Annotated in this window: 16 protein-coding genes; 12 read left to right on the top strand and 4 right to left on the bottom strand. The window is 70.6% G+C overall.

Translation table 11 applies throughout. The annotated features are described in order from the left end of the window. Positions 1–74: 74 nt before the first annotated feature. Entirely contained in the window at positions 75–356 is a 282-nt protein-coding gene (locus ASG32_RS19990; RefSeq protein WP_020091071.1) for an STAS domain-containing protein, read from the top strand. Positions 357–389: 33 nt separating this feature from the next. Next, positions 390–755 (top strand): response regulator, encoded by a 366-nt coding sequence (locus ASG32_RS19985; protein ID WP_020091072.1) that lies wholly within the window; start codon positions 390–392, stop codon positions 753–755. A 75-nt stretch (positions 756–830) separates the two neighbouring features. Here ASG32_RS19985 and ASG32_RS19980 read toward each other — a convergent pair whose 3' ends face one another. Both ASG32_RS19980 and ASG32_RS19975 read right to left on the bottom strand, forming a co-directional pair. Then, positions 831–1,955: a hypothetical protein gene (locus ASG32_RS19980; RefSeq protein ID WP_056529851.1), complete on the bottom strand. Its 1,125-nt coding sequence runs from the start codon at positions 1,953–1,955 to the stop codon at positions 831–833. A 77-nt stretch (positions 1,956–2,032) separates the two neighbouring features. Further along, positions 2,033–2,989, bottom strand: coding sequence for an antibiotic biosynthesis monooxygenase (locus ASG32_RS19975; RefSeq protein WP_056529849.1), 957 nt, complete (start codon positions 2,987–2,989; stop codon positions 2,033–2,035). Positions 2,990–4,146: 1,157 nt separating this feature from the next. On the opposite strand from ASG32_RS19975, the gene ASG32_RS19970 reads away from it, so the two are divergent. Both ASG32_RS19970 and ASG32_RS19965 read left to right on the top strand, forming a co-directional pair. Further along, complete coding sequence (locus ASG32_RS19970) at positions 4,147–4,629, top strand: nucleoside deaminase (protein ID WP_056529845.1); 483 nt, start codon at positions 4,147–4,149, stop codon at positions 4,627–4,629. A gap of 88 nt (positions 4,630–4,717) precedes the next feature. Next, a complete protein-coding gene (locus ASG32_RS19965; protein WP_056529842.1) occupies positions 4,718–6,106 on the top strand; it encodes an FAD-dependent oxidoreductase in 1,389 nt (462 codons plus the stop codon). Positions 6,107–6,118: 12 nt separating this feature from the next. On the opposite strand, the gene ASG32_RS19960 is transcribed toward ASG32_RS19965, so the two are convergent. Beyond that, positions 6,119–7,213, bottom strand: a complete 1,095-nt coding sequence (locus ASG32_RS19960) for a DUF4272 domain-containing protein (protein ID WP_056529839.1) — start codon at positions 7,211–7,213, stop codon at positions 6,119–6,121. A 466-nt stretch (positions 7,214–7,679) separates the two neighbouring features. Here ASG32_RS19960 and ASG32_RS19955 point away from each other — a divergent pair, with 466 nt between their 5' ends. The 7 genes from ASG32_RS19955 (at position 7,680) to ASG32_RS19925 (ending at position 17,335) form a co-directional block, all read left to right on the top strand. After that, positions 7,680–9,800, top strand: a complete 2,121-nt coding sequence (locus ASG32_RS19955; protein ID WP_056529836.1) for a M48 family metallopeptidase — start codon at positions 7,680–7,682, stop codon at positions 9,798–9,800. Positions 9,801–9,807: 7 nt separating this feature from the next. Continuing rightward, positions 9,808–10,323, top strand: a complete 516-nt coding sequence (locus ASG32_RS19950) for a hypothetical protein (RefSeq protein WP_056529833.1) — start codon at positions 9,808–9,810, stop codon at positions 10,321–10,323. A gap of 175 nt (positions 10,324–10,498) precedes the next feature. After that, entirely contained in the window at positions 10,499–10,774 is a 276-nt protein-coding gene (locus ASG32_RS19945) for a CsbD family protein (RefSeq protein WP_020091080.1), read from the top strand. A gap of 567 nt (positions 10,775–11,341) precedes the next feature. Continuing rightward, on the top strand, positions 11,342–11,620 hold the full coding sequence (locus tag ASG32_RS19940; RefSeq protein WP_234081793.1) for a hypothetical protein: 279 nt from the start codon (positions 11,342–11,344) through the stop codon (positions 11,618–11,620). 63 nt (positions 11,621–11,683) lie between these two features. Continuing rightward, positions 11,684–12,856, top strand: a complete 1,173-nt coding sequence (locus ASG32_RS19935) for an efflux RND transporter periplasmic adaptor subunit (protein ID WP_056529890.1) — start codon at positions 11,684–11,686, stop codon at positions 12,854–12,856. 131 nt (positions 12,857–12,987) lie between these two features. After that, the gene (locus ASG32_RS19930; protein ID WP_056529831.1) at positions 12,988–16,176 is read left to right on the top strand and encodes a multidrug efflux RND transporter permease subunit; all 3,189 of its coding nucleotides are present in this window, start codon (positions 12,988–12,990) and stop codon (positions 16,174–16,176) included. A 211-nt stretch (positions 16,177–16,387) separates the two neighbouring features. Further along, positions 16,388–17,335 (top strand): hypothetical protein, encoded by a 948-nt coding sequence (locus tag ASG32_RS19925; protein ID WP_082557969.1) that lies wholly within the window; start codon positions 16,388–16,390, stop codon positions 17,333–17,335. 179 nt (positions 17,336–17,514) lie between these two features. Here ASG32_RS19925 and ASG32_RS19920 read toward each other — a convergent pair whose 3' ends face one another. Beyond that, entirely contained in the window at positions 17,515–18,795 is a 1,281-nt protein-coding gene (locus ASG32_RS19920; RefSeq protein WP_056529828.1) for a family 16 glycosylhydrolase, read from the bottom strand. A gap of 271 nt (positions 18,796–19,066) precedes the next feature. Here ASG32_RS19920 and ASG32_RS35215 point away from each other — a divergent pair. Next, a partial coding sequence (locus ASG32_RS35215) for a DUF6429 family protein (RefSeq protein WP_244492076.1) occupies positions 19,067–19,197 on the top strand: 131 nt, incomplete at its 3' end.

Raw genomic sequence — 19,197 nt, 5'->3', positions numbered from 1 at the left:
TTACCCGCCGCGGTGTTGACTCGGGCGCGGCGGCGCGTCGCCCCGCACGTCCGTCGTCGAGGTCACGAACCCGCATGTCCGAGGCTCCCGTCCTCACGCTCGGTCCCGACTGCACCATCCGGACCGTCCGGGCGCTGCAGGACACGCTGGCGGCGGCGCTCGCCGGCGGGGCGCGCCTCACCCTCGACTGCGCGGCGGTCGAGCGCGCGGACGTCACCTTCGTCCAGATCGTGCTCGCGGCCGACCGGACGGCGCGGGGTCGGGCCGCCGGGATCGCGCTGGTCAACGTCCCCCCGGCGGTCGAGAGCGCGTTCCGGCGCGCCGCGATCGAACACCCCAGCGCGCCGCTCCTCTAGGCGCGCGTCAGGCACAAGAACGGAATCCGTGTCATGGCCACTGTCCTCGCCGTCGACGATTCGCCCAGCATCCGGCAGATGATCAAGGTGGTGCTCGGCCCGGCCGGCCACACGGTGATCGAGGCCGGCGACGGCGCCGAAGGCCTCGCGAAGGCCAGGAGCGAGAGCGTCAACCTCGTCATCACCGATCTCAACATGCCGGTGATGAACGGGCTGGAGATGATCAAGCAGCTGCGGACGCTGCCGAGCTGCACCGGCGTGCCGATCCTCTTCCTGAGCACGGAATCCGACGAGGCGATCAAGCAGCAGGCGAAGGCGGCCGGGGCGACCGGCTGGATCACCAAGCCGTTCAAGCCCGAGCAGCTGCTCGCCGTCGTGGGCAAGCTCGTCCGCGCCTGAGGCCGCGCCTGAGGTCGCCTTCGTCGGGCCCGACACCGGGCCCGTCACGTCCCCGACCGCGCCGATCCGGCGGGCTCATTTCAGGTGGTAGGCCACCCCGGCGATCAGCGCCTTCTCCTCGGTGTTGAGCGTGCGCCGCGGGTCGCCCCCGAACTTGTTGTGCCAGTACTGGAACCCGGCGAAGACCTCGACCCGGTTGGGCGTGCCGGCGACGAGCTGCCCGACATCGAGCACGAGGTTGGTCTGGGAGACGAATTCCAGCTGGGTGTCGTTCTCGTTGAATCGACCGTAGCGCCCCTTGGGCAGCACGATCGTGTTGAAGCCGGCGAGCGACAGCGGCAGCCCGGTGAACGGCAGCGGGATCGTGTAGGTGATCTCGAATTCCGGCGTCATCTTGAACTCGACGCTGCGGAAATGCGCGTAGTCGAAGCCCGGCACCGGCCCGTATCCGGCGAAGCCGTTGCGGGAGAACTCCTTGTAACCCTGGACCTTCAGGTTCACGAACCCGGCCGGCACGTCGAAGGCGAAGCTCAGCCCGAAGGTCCCGGCGCGCTTCTCGGAATCGAAGGTCGTGTCCTTGGTGTTGACGTCGGCCCCGAACGACAGGCCGACATCCTTCACGAAGCCGGGGATGGCCAGGGCCTGCGTGTCGAAGACCTTGTTGAGGCTCAGGACGCCCCGGTAGATCAGGTAGAACTCGGTGGCGCCGACGCCCTCGAACCGGCCAACCTGATTGCCGGCCGGATCCTGGGATCCGGACCGGAGGATGTCGAGGGAGAGCAGGTTGGTGCCGTAGGCCCACGCGTTGGCGTGGAACAGGTTGATGACGGTCTTGGGGACCTCGCGCCCCACGAACTGGCCGTCGGGACGCTGGACCCGGAGGCCGGGCTCCGCCGAGGGTCCCTGGAAGCGGTAGCTCACCACAGTGTCGGAGAAGTTGAAGAAGGACGGCGGCGGCGCCGCCATCACGGTGGCGGCCGCGACGGCAACGGCGGCCTCCTGGCGCCGCGCGCGGGCCGCGGCCGCGACGGGCGTCCCGTCGGCCGCACCCGTCCCCGACGTGGTCGAGGAACTGGCCGCGGCCGTGGCCGGAGCGGGCGCAGGCTCGGCGCGGGCGGGCCCGGCCAGACCGACCCCGCAGGCCAGGATCAGCAGGCCGGCCGCCGGGCGCGGGCTCGCCCGGGACACCGACCGGAGCATCGCGCGCCCTGTCCCCGCGCCCGGCCCCTGCCCGCGACGGCGCCGCGCGGGCCGCGACCGCCCGGGCGCGCCGCCGGTCAAAACAGCTTCCAGAACACGAGGATCATGAGCCCGTAGGCGGCGATTAGCAGCGCGGCGCCCTGCAGGTTGACCCGGGTCCGCCGCGCCGGATCCGGCGTCAGCCACCAGCCCAGCCGCTTGGCCGTCCAGGGCACCATCAGCGAGGTGAGCAGCACGCTGAACACGTTGCCGATGAACAGGGCGACCGGGAAATCCACCTTCAGCATGCCGGCCAGGATCGGCGTGCCGACCAGGACGCCCCACAGGAACACGGTCGGGTAGAGGGTCAGCACGACGATCATGTTCATCTTCCACGCCGCGGGCGCGCCCTCTCCGGGCGGCGCGACGTTGCGGAACCACTGCTCGAAGCCGCTCTGCACCGTCCGCGTGTGGAATTCCGCGGTCATCGGCGCCGCCTCGGCGACCAGGGCCCGCCGCTCGGGCGAGTCCATCCAGGTGCGCAGGTTCGCCTCGCTGTCGAAGCGCAGGATCGCGACGTAGTCCTCCTGCACCCCCGGCACGGCCGGCTCGAACCGGTAGCCCTGCATGCCGGGCGCCCGCGACTGCGCGGCCGCGATCTTCTGCTCCCACCGGAGGTAGGCGGCCTCCATGCCGGGCTTCACGCGGGTGCTGATCACCGCGCTGACCGGCGAGGTCCGGGCCGCGCCGGCGTCGTCCTTGACGATGTGGACGTCGTCGCGGCCGACGAGCATCGGCGTGGCGCCCTGGATGCGGGCCTGCCGCTCGGGGGAGGCCATCCAGGTCTTGGCCTGCTCCAGGCTGTGGAACCGCTGCACGATCACCCAGTCCACCTGCAGCGGCGGGCGCGGCGGGATCAGCTGCTGCTCGATGAAGCCCGGGAAGGCCGCGACGACGGCGCTGGTGTCGACCTGCCAGCGGGCGAAGGCGTCCGCGCTCTCCGGCCGGATGGTCGTCTGCGTCACGATGCTGACGGACGATGTGGCACCGCTCATGAACCGACGCGCTTCCGTTGCACGGCTGCCTGCACTCGCGCGTTGGCTTCGCGCGGCCCCCGGCGCCGCGCCCGGTCACCGCCCGGCGGGTCCGGGGCGGTGCCGAGAGGCGCCACCTCCGGCGACCCGGACGGCCGGTCCGTGGACCGCGGCACCGAGGCGGCGGCGGACCCGCAGGGATCTGTCGCGCCGCGGAACACGAGGATAAACAACCGAAAATTGATCTTGCATCGAGCGCCCGCCACTCCATTGGCAGCACTGCTCTGCATGCCTGTATCAGCGGGCAATCTACGGCCGGAGTCAAGACCTCAGCCCGGAGGGCGAATATTTTAATTGTAAATACAGCACGTTCTCTACGGCGATCGTCTTTTAAGCGGAAACGCTTGCACGATATTTATCTTCCGCGCGCGCGGCCCGGAATGCCGGACTTTTTCGGCGCCCGCTCCGCCCGAGCCCCGCCGAGCTGGGACGGAGCGACAATGAAAAAACGGGGCGGAGACGATCGTCGCCGGGCGCGGCGGAGGGTGTGGCGCCGGGTGTGGCGCCGGGTGTGGCGCAGGGTCGGGGCGCAGGGTCGGGGTGCCATGACGGGACGGATTATTTCTTGTCCGTCCGTCTCAGGCGGGGCGGCGCCGTCCCGATCAGGAGCCGCCGCCGCGACCGCGACGCGCCATATGTGCTGCTCGGACCGGGCCGGAGAGCCTGATCGATCATCTCTTCACGGTCGTTTTATTGCATTTCCCTATATTTACAATTCGACTGCCGACGATCGCGGGCCGGCGTTGACGCGGCACTTCCGCCCCTGTCTATTCTGTCGCCAAGCCGCGGGTAGCCGCTCGTTACTGGCTGACGAACATGCGTTAGCAGGACGCACGGTTTCAGCGGAACGTCCCGATCCGCGCGCGGCCCCGTCGCCGATCCTGCCCGCGCGGCTCGACGGCGGTCGCGCTCCGTGACACCCCGCACCGCTCGGCCGGACCGCGCGGCGACATCGCTCAACCCGAAGCCAATGCCGGTCGGCCGACCCGGAGTTGTTAAGCACGCCGCGCGAAGTCTAGTGCGGTCCGACACAACAATCGGGACCGCCCCTCGATTAAGAAATCTCCGCGGTTCATAGTCCCGACCAACCGACCCGTTTCGCGACGACAGAGGTTCCAATGTCTGACAACCACGAAAAATTCATGGCCCGGGCGATCGCCCTGTCGGAGAAGACGTCGCTGGTCGACAGTGCCGGCGGCGTGTTCGGCTGCGTGATCGTCCAGGACGGCGAGATCATCGCCGAGGGCGCCAACCGCGTCGTCGCCGAGAACGACCCGACCTGGCACGGCGAGATCGAGGCGATCCGGAAGGCCTGCAAGGCGCAGGGCAGCTTCAAGCTCCGGAACGCGACGCTCTACACCAGCGCCGAACCCTGCCCGATGTGCATGGCGGCCGCCTACTGGGCCGGCGTCAAGAACGTCTACTACGCGGCGCAGGTCGAGGACGCGCTGGAATACGGCGGCTTCGACGACAGCATGATCTACGCCGAGCTCAAGAAGGATGTCGGCGAGCGCTCCATCCCGACCCAGCAGATCATGCGCGCGGAGGCCGTCGAGGTCTGGAAGAAGTACGCCCAGAAGGCGGACCGCGTCCCCTACTGAGGGCCGGATCGCGAGATCGGCCGCCCTGCTCCGCCCGCTCAGGCCACCGTCGCCCGAGCGGGCCTCCACGCCCGCGCAGTGCCCAGTCATGAATGCTGAGACCTTGAGGACGGCCTGCAAGGGCCCGGTCATCGACGCAGGCGACCCGCAGTTCCGGGAGGCGCTTCACGGGAACCTGTGGAACAGGCTGATCCCCGACCGGGCGCCGCAGATGATCGTCAGGGCCGCCGACGAGGACGACATCGTCGCCACCGTGAAGTTCGCCCGCGCGCACGGCCTCAAGGTCGTCGTCCGCGGCGGAGGCCACAACTGGTGCCAGCCAACCCTGCGCAACGGCGGGATCCTGATCGACCTGGGGAGCCTCGACAGGATCCTGGCGATCGATGTCGCGCAGCGCCGGGCCGTCATCCAGCCGATCGTCAGCAACCGCGACATCCAGAAGGCGCTCAACGCCCACGGACTCGCCTTCCCGACCGGCCACTGCCCCCAGGTCAAGGCGAGCGGCTACTTCCTCGGCGGCGGCATGGCCTGGAACCCCACGGTCTGGGGCTACGGCACCGAGAGCCTCGAGGCGATCGAGCTCGTCACCGCCCAGGGCGAGCGGATCCGGGCCAGCGAGACCGAGAACCCGGACTTCTTCTGGGCGGCGCGCGGCGCCGGCCCGGGCTTCTTCGGGATCGTCACCAAGTATTTCCTCAAGCTCCACGCGCTGCCGAAGGCCATTCACGGGAGCGAGTATTTCTATCGCCTCGAGGATGCGCCGGCCGTCGGCACGTGGCTCGGCGAGGCGGCGCCCACGATCGCGCCGAGCGTCGAGCTGACCCAGTTCCTCGTGAAGGCGCCGCCCGCGCTGGCCGAGGCGGCGGCGGACCGGAACGGCTGGGTCTGCATGGTCACCGCCACCGCCTTCGAGGACACCCCGGAGGCGGCCCGGCGCGCGCTGGCGCCGCTCGATGACGCACCGGTCGCGCCCCTGTCGAGCGCGCGGGTGACGCCCCTCGACTTCGAGCAGCTGTTCGACGCGTCCGGCGCGCTCTTCCCGGAGGGCGTGCGATCCCGGGTCGAGGCCACCTTCTCCAATCACAGCCCCGGCGCGGTGATGGCGGCCATCCTGCCCCTGTGGCAGCGGGCGCCTTCGGCGACCTCGGTGTTCCTGTCGACGATCTTCTGCGGACCCGACGTCCCGGGGCCGCAGCGGAACATGGCCCGCTCCATGACCTCGAAGGTCTATGGCGGCCCCTGGACCATGTGGCACGAGGCGGACGACGATCAGGCCAACGCCGCCTGGCATCGGGCGGTGATCGCCGCGCTGAAGCCGCTCAACATCGGCTACTACATCGGCGAGACCAACACGGTCGAGCAGCCCGAGATCGTCGCCCAGGCGTTCACCCCCGAGAAGTGGCAGAGGCTGTGCGCGCTGCGCGACGAGCACGATCCGGACCGCGTGTTCTTCGACTATTTCGACGGTCTCCGCTGAGCCGCGGCGCGGTCACGTCGGCGTGTCGGTCGCGTCCCAGGGCGTGTCGCGGTCGTTCTGGAATCCGGTCAGCCAGTTCAGCGCGACGTGGCGCTCCGCCACGACGTCGCCGTTGAGCCCCGCGGGGGCTGTCCCCTTCTGCCGCGCCTGCCGGACGACCCAGTGCGCCCGCCACGCGCGGTCCAGCGCCTCCAGGATCTCGCCGGGCGGCCGCAGCCGTGCGGCGTCGGCCGCGCCCGCGTCCCGGGCGAGCGGCGCGACCGACCGCCAGAGCGCGTCGACGTCGACCGTGGCGTCGCTGTCGGCGATCCGGGCCGCGCGCACGCCGAGCGCCCACAGCAGGGTGTTCGCGGCCTCGTAGCGCCAGGACGCCGCCGCGGCGTCCTTCGGGTCCGCCGCCTCGATCTGGGCGCGCTCGGCCGCCGACAGGGCCGCGAAGCCGGTGGGATTCAGCGTCCTCTGCCCCGGCTCGCGCAGCGTCGTGCCGGCGCCGAAGGCCTGCCCCCAGGCCGCGATGTAGAGCAGGGCCAGAGCCCGCCGGAGCACCTCCGTCGGCGGTCGCAGCGCGAGTTCCGCCTCGCCGAGCGCGGGGGGCATACCGGCGGGCGGCTTCGGGTCCAGATTCTCCAGGCGCTCCAGGGTCCGGGCGCGGCGCGCGACGGCGTCGGGCGGATAGGGCAGACGCGCGGCCGGATCCGTCTCGCCCGCGGCCGACAGGAGGAGCGCCATGTCGGGCGCCCGCACGGAGCCGTCGGGCAGGAAGAGGACGGCGTTCGCCGCGAGCGCCCAGGTCTCCACGCGCGGCAGGTCGGACGCGGCGACCGCGAAGCTGACGTGGTTGCGGACGCGCTGCAGGTGGCGCCAGAGATGGTAGCGGAGGGCGGTCATCTGCCCGTCGCCCCGTCCCATGACGTAGCCGATGAACCCGTCGAGATGCGGCCGCAATTCGGGGTCGGACAGGTCCCGCCGGCCGTTCAGCGCGTGGTCGAAGGAGAGCGCGGGCAGGTCGCGCACGGTCGCGTAGGCGTTGACGAGAAGCGGTTCGTCCGGCGCCGCCTCCGCCGGTGCCGCATCGGCGCGTCCGAACAGCCGCTTCAGCAGATTCATGGTCTCTCCCTTCCGGTCTTCCCGCGGAGCGGCGCCTCCGAGGCTGGCATCCGCACCGGGCCCGGTCGCGCCGGGCGCGCGAGCGCGGAAGCGGGCGCGCCCAGAGTGGGGCGGGCGCGCCGGCCGGGCAAGGCGCGCCGCGCCCGGAGCCCTCGGAGGCCGGACCGCAGCATTCGGTTGACGTGGCCGTTCGGCCGGTTAGAAAACCGGCCGTCGAATCGGTTATCGATCCGGTTGTGCCCAATCTTTGTCGCTCGGAAGCTGTAGCTCGACCGCATCTATAGCCTCCTGGACCGAGACTGTTCGCTGCGCCGGCTCGATACCGGGATGCCGACCCGACCGCAATCCTGCCGCGCCCGCCCTGCCGCGCCCGCGTCTCGCTATCCAGGAGCCGACCATCGCCGAAGCAGCGCCCCCGCGCGACCGCTCGCGACCGCGCGCCCTCGCCGGGCTCCTGGCAGCGACCGTGCTGCTGCCGCTCGCGATCCTGCTGATCGGGCTCTGGCAGGGCCAGCGCGGCCTCGACGACTGGCGGGCCTTCGCGGCCGAGCGCGACCGCCTCGGCGCGGTCGTGGCGGATCTGGAGGCGCGGTCTCCGCGGGACGGGCGCCCCGATTTCAGCCTGCAGTTCCGGCACGACGGCCGCCTCTACGGCGGCCCCTACGCCGCGGTGAAGGCCCGCGAGATCCGCGACCACGCGGGGACCCTCGCCGCCGTGATGGACTGGCGGCGCAGGCTGCCGGCGGTCGCGGTCGCGGGCGGCGGAATCGCGGCGGCGCTCTCCGTGCTCGTTCTGCTCGTCGGCGGCCTGCTCGGGCAGCTGGGACGCGGGTCGCGCGACGCCCTGGTCCGCGGCTTCTCGCTGGTGCGGCGGCTGCTTCCGCCCGCCCTCGCCGCCCAGATCGTGGCGGCGACCGCCGGCCTCGTCGCGGTGGTCCTGTTCGAGGCCGGGCTGCTCGTCGACGGCGGCCTCAGCGGCGGCGGCGTGAAGCTCCTGGCGATCGCGGCCGGCGCGGTCGGCGCCACGATCCTCGCCGCGTGCGGCGCCCTGATCGGCCTGCGCCGGGCCCTCGTCGCCTTCGCGCCCGACCCGCTGCCGATCCTCGGGCGGCGGATCGCGCCGGCCGAGGCGCCGGGTCTCTGGCGCCTCGTCGAGGCTCTCGCCGACCGGATGGGCGCGCTCAAGCCCGAGGCCCTGGTCGTCGGCCTCACCGAGGGCTTCTTCGTCAGCGCCGGCCCGGCCGTGCTCGAGCCCGGCGGCGCGCGGCTCGACGGCCGGATCCTCTACGTGCCCCTGCCCTATCTCGCCCTGCTGCGCGTCGACGAGACGGCGGCGATCCTCGGGCACGAACTCGCCCACTACGCCGGCGGGGACACCGCATACAGCCAGCGCTTCCTGCCGATCTACGCGGGCGTCGGGCGCTCCCTCGACGCGATGGCCGAGCGCGAGCGCGGCGCGCTCGGCGTGCTCGGGCCGTCGATCCGCCTCGGCCTGTTCGTGATGGAGCAGTTCCACCTCGCCGTGCGCCACTGGAGCCGGGTGCGCGAGTTCGCGGCCGACGCGGCCGGCGCCGCCGTGACCTCCCCCGACGCCTCGGCCCGGGCGCTCCTGCGCTACGGCGCCGCGCGCCCGCGCGTCGTCGAGACCCTGGACGCGGCGGCCGACGCGCCGGAGACGGCCGCCGCCGACCTCGTGGCGGCGGCGCTCGACGGCGCGATCGCGCGCGGCCTCGAGGATCCGGCGGCGCGCCTCGAGGACGAGCAGGCCCACCCGACCGACACCCACCCGCCGACCCGCGACCGCGTCGCCGCCCTTGGGCTAGCGGTGGACGCCGACTTGCTCGCCGCGGCCGGAACCGCGCCGCCGGCCCGGGCCCGCGACCAGCTCGCCGCCTACTTCGCCGACCCCGACGGCCTGTGCCGGGCCGCGACGCGGGACTTTCTCGGCGCGGTCCGCGCGCGGGAGGCCGCCGCCCGCGCGCATCTGGAGGCGACCGCCGCGGAGATCGGAACCGAGGAACGGGTGCTGCGCGCCAGCCACCGCGCCCGCGGCCTCGCGCTGGCCGCCAGCGCCGGCCTCTTCGCCGCCGCCGCGCTCGCGCTCGTGCTGCTCCGCGTCCCGGGGCTGTCGCCCTACGAGGCCCGCATCGTGTCGGCCGTGGCCCTGGCCCTCGCGGCCGCCTTCGGCGGGGCGGGCGCCTTCGTCCTGTCGCGCGGCGAGCCGATCACCCTGATCCTGAGCCCCGCGGGGTTGAAGACGCCCGGTCTCGACAGGGTGATCCCCTGGGAGGCCGTCGCCGATCTCGACATGTCGCTGAGCCGGGGCGGCATCGTCACCCGCCTGCTGCTGCCGCCGGGCGCGGACTGGCCGGAGCGGGCCCCGGGGCGGCACCCCGCGAAGCTCGACGCGAAGCGCCGCATCGTGACCCTCACGGTCGGACTGCCGCGCGGGATGAAGCCGCAGGATTTCGCCGACCTGATCGCCCGCTACCAGGCCGCGCACCAAGCCCGCCGCGCCCTGGCCGAGCGCGCCGCGAGCGCGACCGTCGCCGCCCACACCTCCTCTCCCGAAGCTCAGACTGCTTGAGGATCATATGGGATCGCCCGCGAAGCCCGAGACCGCCGAGACCCTGCGCCTGCCGCCCGACCGCACGAGCTGGACCGTCATCCTGGGCGTGCTGTTCGGCTTCGTGCTGTTCGGCGGCCTCCTGGCAGCCAGCGCCATCTACACGGCGCCCGTGCTGATCTCGGACTGGCAGGTCCGCGAGGCTGCCCAGCCCGTTCCGAACGCCCGCGTGAGCGACGGCAAGTGCAGCACCAAGCTCGTCTTCCACATCTGCGACGCGACGCTCTCGCTGCGGACGCCCGCGGGCAGTGTGACCCGCCGGGTGAACTACGTGTTCACCGGCCTGCACGCGGGCGACTGGACGATCGGGGTGATGGCCGACCCGGCGCATCCCGAATCCGTCACCACCGATCTCGGCCTCGACCGGCTGTGGAACCGGGCGATCACCCTCCTGGCGATCGACGGGGTGATCCTGGCCGGCCTCGCCGGAGCGCTGATCTCGATCCTCCGCAACGGGCGCGCGGCGTTCCGGACCGCCGCCTGACCGGCCCCGCGCCGGGATCTCGGCCGCGCAGGACCGTCCGCGTCACGGGACACGCCCGAACCGGCGGACCGGTGCCGTACCGGTTGCCGGTCCGGCGATCCGGTACGTGTGCGTCATTGCGCCGGCGCGGACGGTCGGTCAGACCGCGCTCCCTCGAATCTCTCGGGAGAACCGGATGAGCAGCACCCGCAAGACGGCGCTTCGTGGCGCCCTCCTCGGCCTCGCCCTCGCAGGCCCGGCGCTGGCCGACGACACGCCGACGACGGCGGGCGCGGTCGACCGGCTCAAGGGCCTCGCCAACGAGGCGGTCGGCGGCGCCAAGCGCGGCGTCGGCAACCTGACGGACGACGAGGCGCTGAAGGCCGAGGGGCGCGACCAGAAGCTCCGGGGCCAGGCCCAGCAGGAGCGCGGCAAGGCCAAGGACGCCGTCGAGAACGCCCTCGACAAGTAGGCGGATCGGGTCCCGGCCGCGCCGTGGCCGGGACCCGGCGCACCGATCGAAACGGTCTCGCCGGCCGGCATGACGGACACCGTCAGCGCCTCGGCCTATCCCGGAGCCGGAGCCACTGGCCGCGCCGGGCGCGACGGACAGCGCCAGGCTGGCGCCGGCGCCCGCGGCCCGAGCGATCGTACAGTTGCCCTGCGTACTCGCCCAATCGACCTATTACGCGGGAAAGCTCTCATTATTTTAGCAAACGTTCCAATTTTTCATTCTATCTTACTCACTTGGCAGACATCACAGAAATCATACGGCCGCTCTGCCGGACGCCACCGCTTTAGGTAGTGCGCCGTGGTTGATAACGATTTTTGTTGCAACAACTTAACCGCGACATATGCTATCGATACAGGATAGGCGACCGAATCGGGCCGGTCTTGAATATCGAACCTGTATTGCTGCAGGGCACGGCAACCGTGCGGGGCCGCCAGAACAAGGATCGACCGGACCGTCCGGTCGACGCGACGCGCGGGTGTGCCGATCATGATGTTTGCTGTCCCCGCCTTGCTGTTGGATCTGGCGTTGACGACGCCGGTCTCGGACAAGATGCCGGTCTTCGACGTTCACGGCAGCTGTCGGGCGGCGACGACGGCGATGACCCTCGATCCCGTTCGGCAGAAGCTCTGCCTCCAGGACGAGGGGTCGGCCCGTGCCGAGGTGGCGAAGAAGTGGTCCAGCTTCCCGGCGGTCGATCGGACGCGCTGCGCGGCGGAGGCCCAGCTCGACGGCCTGCCCAGCTACGTCGATCTGCTGGAGTGCCTGACCCTCGCCCGGGAAGCCAAGGCCGAGGACGATCAGTAGCCACGTCAGGACCGAGACCGAAGACCGTCCGTAACGCTCTCAGGTTGAGGGTCGACCGTGCCGATCGTGCTGCAGCTTCCCGGATCCCTCCGTCTCCTCGCCTTGGCGGCCATCGCGGGCCTCGCCGCCGGTTGCCGCGATGCGAACCAGTACGTTCCCCCACCGCCGCCGACGGTCTCGGTCGCGCAACCGCTCGTGCGCACGGTCACGCGCTACTTCGAACTCACCGGCAACACCAAGGCGTTCGCGGCCGTCGAGCTCGAGGCACGGGTCCAGGGCTTCCTGGAGGCGATCACCTACAAGGACGGCGCCGTCGTGAAGAAGGGCACGCCGCTCTTCTCGATCCAGCGCAACACCTACGAGGCGCAGCTCAAGCAGGCGCAGGGCGCCCTGGCGGCGCAGCAGGCCGCCCTGGCGAATGCCCAGTCCGAGTATCAGCGCCAGTCCACGCTGGGCCGGCAGGAATTCGCCTCGCAGGCGCGCGTCGAGGACGCGAAGACCAAGCAGGACCAAGCCAGCGCCGCCGTCATGGAGGCGCAGGCCAACCTCGACATCGCCGCCATCAATCTCGGCTACACGCAGGTCTCCGCACCGTTCGACGGCGTGGTCACCAACCACCTCGCGGATGTCGGGGCGCTCGTCGGCATCAGCGGACCGACCAAGCTGGCGCAGCTCGTGCGCATCGATCCGCTCTACGCCTACTTCAACATCAGCGAGCAGCAGGTGCTGCTGGTCAAGGCGCACCTGCTCGCCACGCACCGGACGCTGGGCGACCTATCCAGGATCCCGGTGGAGATCGGCCTGCAGACCGAGACCGGCTATCCGCATGCCGGCAAGCTCGACTACCTCGCGCCGCAGGTCGACCCGTCCACCGGAACGCTGATGGCGCGGGCGCTCATCGAGAACGGCGACCACGCGCTCCTCCCGGGCCTGTTCGTTCGGGTCCGGGTCCCGGTCGGGCGCCAGGACAAGGCCCTGCTGGTGCGCGACGACGCCATCGGGACGAACCAGCAGGGCAGCTACGTGCTCACGGTCGGCGCCGACGACACGGTCTCGCAGCGGGTGGTGACGCTCGGGCCCCGGGACGGGCGCTACCGGGTGATCGAGACCGGGCTCGCACCCGGCGACTGGGTCGTCACGGACGGCATCCAGCGGGCAATCCCCGGGGCGAAGGTCGCGCCCCAGAAGGTGGCGGTGGCCGAAGCCTTGCCCGACCCGGCGCCACTCCCGCGGTGAGCCGTCGTCCGGAAGTCCCGGCGCTGCCGACGAAACCGACACGCCCGACGATCGGACAGTGATCTCCGCCACCCCGCGTCCCGCCCTCGCGGCGGGCCGCCCCTGAGACGCCGGCATCGAGGGCCAACGGCATGATCTCGCGCTTTTTCATCGAGCGGCCGGTCCTGGCCAACGTGCTGGCCCTGGTCATGGTGCTGATCGGCGCGGTGTCGCTCTTCAACCTGCCGGTGTCGCAGTATCCCAACGTCGTGCCGCCGACGGTCCAGGTCACCACCCGCTACCCGGGTGCGAGCGCCCGCACGGTGGTCGACACGGTGGCGCTCCCGATCGAGCAGCAGGTCAACGGCGTCGAGGGCATGCTCTACATGCAGTCGACCAGCGCGAGCGACGGCACCTACACGCTCACGGTCACCTTCGCGATCGGGACGGACGGCGATCAGGCCCAGGTGCTGGTGCAGAACCGCGTCGCGATCGCGATGTCGTCGCTGCCGCAGGCGGTCCAAGTCCAGGGCGTCACGACCCAGAAGAAATCCACCGCGGTCCTGCAGTTCGTGACACTGTCGGCCACCGACGGGAAGTTCGACAGCCTGTTCCTGTCGAATTACGGCGTCATCAACGTGCAGAACGAGCTGGCCCGGCTGCCCGGCGTCGGCAACGTCACGGTCTTCGGCGCCGGCCAGTACGCGATGCGGATCTGGCTGGATCCCGACCTGGTGCAGGCCCGGGGCCTCACCCCCGACGCCATCATCAACATCGTGCAGCAGCAGAGCCAGGAGGTCACCGCGGGCGCCGTGGGGATGCCGCCGGTCCCGGCAGGCCAGGACTTCCAGTACACGCTCAACGTCAACGGGCGGCTCAACAACGCCCCGGATTTCGAGAACATCGTCGTCAAGGCGGACGCGCAGGACGGCGGCCGCATCACCCGCCTGCGCGACGTCGGCCGCGTCGAGCTCGGCGCGCAAACCTACAGCCAGTCGTTCACGCTGAACGGGCAGCCCGCCGCCGGCATCGGCATCTACCAGCTGCCCGAGGCGAACGCGCTGACGGTGGCGAACGCGGTCCGCACCCGGATGGCCGAGCTCGCGAAGACCTTCCCGTCGGGCCTCGTCTACGCCATCCCGTTCGACACGACGGAGTTCGTGCAGGCCTCGATCCACGAGGTCTACATGACGCTGTTCGAGGCGGCCGTCCTGGTCCTGATCGTCATCCTGGTCTTCGTCCAAGACTGGCGCGCCATGCTGGTGCCGGCGACGACGGTGCCGGTGACGATCATCGGCGCCTTCGCCGCCATGGCAGCGATGGGCTTCAGCGTGAACCTCTCGACGCTGTTCGCGATCGTGCTGGCCATCGGCATCGTGGTGGACGACGCCATCGTGATCGTCGAGGGGGTCTCCCACCACATCGACGAGGGCCTCTCGCCCCGGGCGGCGGCCGAGAAGGCGATGGAGGAGCTGTTCGGCCCGATCATCGGCATCACCCTGGTGCTCATGTCGGTGTTCGTGCCGGCCGCGTTCCTGCCCGGCCTGACCGGGCAGCTCTACAAGCAGTTCGCCCTGGTGATCGCCGCCACCGCGCTGATCAGTGCGATCAATGCCGCCACCCTGAAGCCGACCCAGTGCGCCCTGTGGCTGCGCAAGCCGGTGCCGCCGGAGAAGCGGAACGTGTTCTACCGCGGCTTCAACCGCGTCTACGGGGTCCTCGAGGGCTGGTACGCCCGGCTGATCGCCACCATGGTCCGGCGCAGCGGCCTCATGGTCGCCGTGGCGCTCCTGCTGATCGGGCTCGCCGGATGGGGGCTGACCCGCCTGCCGACCGCCTTCCTGCCCACCGAAGATCAGGGCTACGTCCTCATCGGGGCGCAGCTGCCGGACGGGGCCTCGAAGGAGCGCACCGACGCGGTGATGCAGCGGATCAGCGCCCAGGCGAAGGCGACGCCCGGCGTCGACAACGTCCTCTCGATCAGCGGGATCTCGGTCCTCGATTCCAGCGCCAGCCTGCCCAATGCCGGCGTCGCCTACGTGGTTCTCAAGAACTGGGATGTCCGGGCCAAGGAGAAGGGCCAGGATCTGCGCAGCCTCTACGAGCGCTTCAACACGATGCTGGCGGGCGTCGAGGACGCCGACACCTTCGTGCTGATCCCGCCGCCGATCCAGGGCATCGGCAACGCCAGCGGCTTCACCATGCAGATCGAGCTGCGCAACGGCGACTTCGACTACCCCCTGCTGGAGAGCCTCGCCCGGACGGTCGTCGCCGACGGGAACTCGCAATCCGGGCTGCGGAAGCTCAACACCTCGTTCCGGGCCGGCGTGCCGCAGATCGCGATCGCGGTGGACCGGGTCAAGGCCGAGGCCCTCGGCGTGACGGTCGGGCAGGTCTTCTCGACCCTCTCGAGCTACGTCGGGTCGTCCTACGTCACGCAGTTCAACAAGTTCGGCCGGACCTTCCAGGTCTACGTGCAGGCCGCGCCCGATTACCGGCTCCGCCCCGAGGACGTCGAGAACCTGAAGGTGCGCGCCGGCAACGGCGTGATGGTGCCGCTCGGCACCGTCGTGGAGATCAAGTCCGTGCAGGGGCCGTCCCTGATCAGCCTGTACAACCTCTACCCGACGGCGACGATCGTGGGCGGGGCGGCGCCGGGCTTCAGCTCCGGGCAGGCGCTGGACCTGATGCAGCAGATCGCCGCCAAGGTGCTGCCGCCGGGCACGGGCTACGACTGGACGGCGATGTCGTACCAGGAGAAGGCGGTCGGCGCGCAGATCTACCTCGTGTTCGCCCTCGCCATCCTCCTCGTCTACCTGGTCCTGGCCGGCCAGTACGAGAGCTGGATCCTGCCGCTGGCGGTCCTGCTCGGCGTGCCGCTGGCGCTGCTGGGCACGGTCGGGGCGCTGCTGCTGCTCGGCGTCGCCAACAACCTCTACACGCAGATCGGCCTGATCCTGCTGATCGCGCTGGCGAGCAAGAACGCCATCCTGATCGTCGAGGTCGCCCGCGAGAAGCGGCAGGCCGGACTCGACATCGCGGCCGCCGCCGTGGAGGCGGCGCGGCTGCGCTTCCGCCCGATCCTGATGACCTCGTTCGCCTTCATCCTCGGCGTGCTGCCCCTCGTCACCGCCTCCGGGGCCGGTGCCGCGGCGCGCAAGTCGATCGGCATCACGGTGTTCAGCGGCATGCTCGCCTCGACCTGCCTGGCGGTCCTGTTCGTGCCGTCCTTCTACGTGATCCTGCAGCGGATCGAGGAGCGCCGCGCGCGCCGGGGGCAGCCCGGGCCCGTCGCGTCCCCGCCCCCGGCCGGGACAACCCCCGAGACCGGACCGGCGTGAGCCGGAGCGCGGACGCGGCGCGGTTCCGCTCCGCGCCCAGCGGTTCACGCCCCGCGCCTCCGTCACCGCGCGACGCCGTTCCCTCCGACGCGCGGCGCCGGATCCGCGACCGGACTTCCGGAGACCACGCGTCCGGCATGCTCGACCGTTGACGGCCTTACATCGCCCACCCTATTAGATATAGCATTAGCTATAATGATGGGTCAGGGCTATGACGCACACCGGCGCTCCGCGTCGCCTCTCGGCTCCAGGATCGGTCCTGTGCGGCCTCGCCGCGGCGCTCGGGTTGGCCGCGGCGCTCTGGGTGGCCGCAGCGCTCGGGCCGGCACTGGCCCAGTCCCTGCCCACCGCCGCCGAGAACCTGACGCCGGGCGACCTCGACAGCGAGCATCTGTTCGGCTTCACCGAGGGGAGCGACCTCGGCGTTCCCGGGGAGGCGGAGTTGGAATGGGAGACGAGCGGGCGCCTCGGCCGGCGCGTCGCCCGCTTCCTGACCGTGGACAGTTCCCTGGCCCTGAAGGTGCCGCTGACCAACGATTTCCGCCTGGCCCCGGGCGTCACCTTCAACGCCTACGACATTGGCGCGCCGGGAACCCCGGCCCGGACCACGGGCGGCTTCAACGGCGGCTTCCTCGAGACCCGGGTGCGCCTGATGGATCGCCGGACGGCCCCCTTCGGCCTGACCCTCAACATCGTGCCGGGCTACGGAACCGTCGACGGCGGGACGGGCGTGCCGGCGCGCAGCTTCGGCACCGAGATCGGCCTGCTGGCGGACCGCGAGATCATCCCCGGCAAGCTGATCGCCGCCGTCAATGTCGGCTTCGCGCTCTCGACGACGCGGCTGACCGTGATGGACGCGCCCGTGCGCGGATCGGGGATCGAGGTGGCGGGGGCGCTGGCCTACTGCGTCCGGCCCGGCCTCTTCCTCGGCGGCGAGGCACGCTATGCCCGGACCTACGACGGCTTGGCGCTCGACCGGTTCGCGGGCGAGGCCGTGTATCTCGGACCGACCGCCTACATGACCCTGTCACCACAGGCCTGGGCCTCATTCACCTGGAGCTTCCAGGTCGCCGGCCAGGCCACGGGCGAGCCCGGCCCGCTCGACCTGTCGAGCTTCGACCGCCATCAGATGCGGTTGCGCGTCGGGTACAGCTTCTGATCGCGGCCCTGTCGCCGCACCGCGGCCTGCGAGCCTCAGGGTGGGCGGACAGGCGCCGAGAACGCGACCCTGGTGGAGCAGTCGAGGGACCGAACCGCCCGTGCCGACGGGCGGGAAGCGGCCCGGTCGAGACGAGAAGTGGGACTGGCTGCCTCGGAGCAGGTCTTCCGGAAAGACCGTTACATGCCGAACATGTTCGCAGTCGGAGCATGCAACGTGAAGGCATGACCCTCATCAATCCAGCCGCTTCCGGCGTGACCTTGCTCGATGTAGCTGATCTCATCGGCGCTGGAAGCGTAGTAGTGCCGTCCGCTCTCGGTGTTGACGAACCGCTCGACGGTCAACGCATGCGATCCCGCGGCGGTCGAGCTCGCGTAGGCGTCGAACGCAACACCGTCATAGTTGTAGCCGGAACCGTCCGAGAGAAGCCCGTCGCGCTCCGCGGTGCTGGTCGTGTAGAAGTGGTCGCCGGTCGTCGGGTTGGTGAATCGAAAGACGTCAGCCGTGGCAGACGACGACACTGGCGCGGCCCAGCCGACGCCCTGATAGGCGTAGCCCGACGGGGTGCTCTCAAGCTGCGCGCGTTCTGCGGCGCTTGCCGTGTAGAAATGCCGTCCTGAGGCGGCGTCGTAGAAGTGAAAAACCGGCTCAAGCGCCGCGGCGTCCGGATTGGCCTGATAAGCCCGCATGTAGTCAATATTCATCTGCGCGGGAAATGGCGTCGACGCGTCGGCGTCGCCCGGCCAAGAGCCGCCGACGGCGAGATTCGCGATCATGTACATGGGCTTGTCCAGACCGGCCGGCGTCGGCGTACGATAGATCTCCTGTCCGTCGAAGTAGAAGGTCAGCGTGTCCGGTTGCCAGTCAACGCCGTAGGTGTGGTAGCCGCCGCTCATGTCGGCGACTGCGGAGATCCCCTGGCTCATCGTGTGGTTGCCGGGTGTCTGGCCGGGCGCCAGGCTGTGCACCGTGGTGTAGAGCGTGCCGGGATCGTGCCCGAGCATCTCCATCACGTCGATCTCGGGCGGCCAGGAACCGTCCGCCGGGAGCAGCCAGAACGCCGGCCAGAAGCCCTGACCGGCGGGCAGTTCGGCCCGCATCTCGAAATAGCCGTAGGTCTGGCTGAAACTGTGGAAGGTATTGACCATTCCCGACGTGTAGGGCTGATCCCCCAGGTCCTGGATCAGAGACGGATCCGACGGCGCGGCTGTGATGGTGAGGATGCCGTCGTGGACGCGGAACGGGTTCGGGAGCGCGCTGCCGTCGGGTTGATCGGCGCGGACATACCATTGCTGCTCCTGATTGAAGGGCCGCGTCCCGGTCGACGTGACGTGGATGCTCCACTGCGGGCCGCCGGACGTGTCGAGACCCGAAGTGCCGTCCCAGAGCGGCAGCGTGTCGAAGTCCTGGCTGTAGGTGAGTGTCGCCGTCTGGGCGAGATTCCTCGGATCAATGGCCACGGATCACCTGCCCATTCGCGCCACACACTGAAGTGGCCGCGCCGCACAATACAATCATAAGCTGCATTGGAAAACAGGGCGCCTGGGTCCCGACGATGATTGCCGGGCACCGTCTGGTCGATGGCACGACGCGCGGGATGCCGCCGTCGATCCGAGCAGATCGATACGGAGGAGCCGATCGACAGCGAATATTTGAAAATATATTCCCGTAATCCGTAACCGATCGGCTGGCACCACGCCCGGTCTGAGCGCGGCGTGCTAAACTGCGCGGATGGCGGTCGACGAGGAGCGCATCGACGAGGCGGTACTCGCCCTTCTGTGGCTGACGCTCCACGACGAGCGTCGGGCCTGGAAGGGCTTTGACTGGGAGGTGCTTGGCCGTCTCCACGCCAAGGGGCTGAT

It is taken from the genome of Methylobacterium sp. Leaf361 (genome assembly GCF_001424445.1).
Taxonomy (GTDB): Bacteria; Pseudomonadota; Alphaproteobacteria; order Rhizobiales; family Beijerinckiaceae; genus Methylobacterium.
This window is presented reverse-complemented; position numbering and strand designations above follow the sequence as displayed.

Excerpts from the sequence above, each read along its gene's own strand:
- ASG32_RS19990 (WP_020091071.1), top strand. The coding sequence starts at position 75 with ATGTCCGAGGCTCCCGTCCTCACGCTCGGTCCCGACTGCACCATCCGG.
- ASG32_RS19985 (WP_020091072.1), top strand. The coding sequence starts at position 390 with ATGGCCACTGTCCTCGCCGTCGACGATTCGCCCAGCATCCGGCAGATG.
- ASG32_RS19980 (WP_056529851.1), bottom strand. The coding sequence starts at position 1,955 with ATGCTCCGGTCGGTGTCCCGGGCGAGCCCGCGCCCGGCGGCCGGCCTG.
- ASG32_RS19975 (WP_056529849.1), bottom strand. The coding sequence starts at position 2,989 with ATGAGCGGTGCCACATCGTCCGTCAGCATCGTGACGCAGACGACCATC.
- ASG32_RS19970 (WP_056529845.1), top strand. The coding sequence starts at position 4,147 with ATGTCTGACAACCACGAAAAATTCATGGCCCGGGCGATCGCCCTGTCG.
- ASG32_RS19965 (WP_056529842.1), top strand. The coding sequence starts at position 4,718 with ATGAATGCTGAGACCTTGAGGACGGCCTGCAAGGGCCCGGTCATCGAC.
- ASG32_RS19960 (WP_056529839.1), bottom strand. The coding sequence starts at position 7,213 with ATGAATCTGCTGAAGCGGCTGTTCGGACGCGCCGATGCGGCACCGGCG.
- ASG32_RS19950 (WP_056529833.1), top strand. The coding sequence starts at position 9,808 with ATGGGATCGCCCGCGAAGCCCGAGACCGCCGAGACCCTGCGCCTGCCG.
- ASG32_RS19945 (WP_020091080.1), top strand. The coding sequence starts at position 10,499 with ATGAGCAGCACCCGCAAGACGGCGCTTCGTGGCGCCCTCCTCGGCCTC.
- ASG32_RS19930 (WP_056529831.1), top strand. The coding sequence starts at position 12,988 with ATGATCTCGCGCTTTTTCATCGAGCGGCCGGTCCTGGCCAACGTGCTG.
- ASG32_RS19925 (WP_082557969.1), top strand. The coding sequence starts at position 16,388 with ATGACGCACACCGGCGCTCCGCGTCGCCTCTCGGCTCCAGGATCGGTC.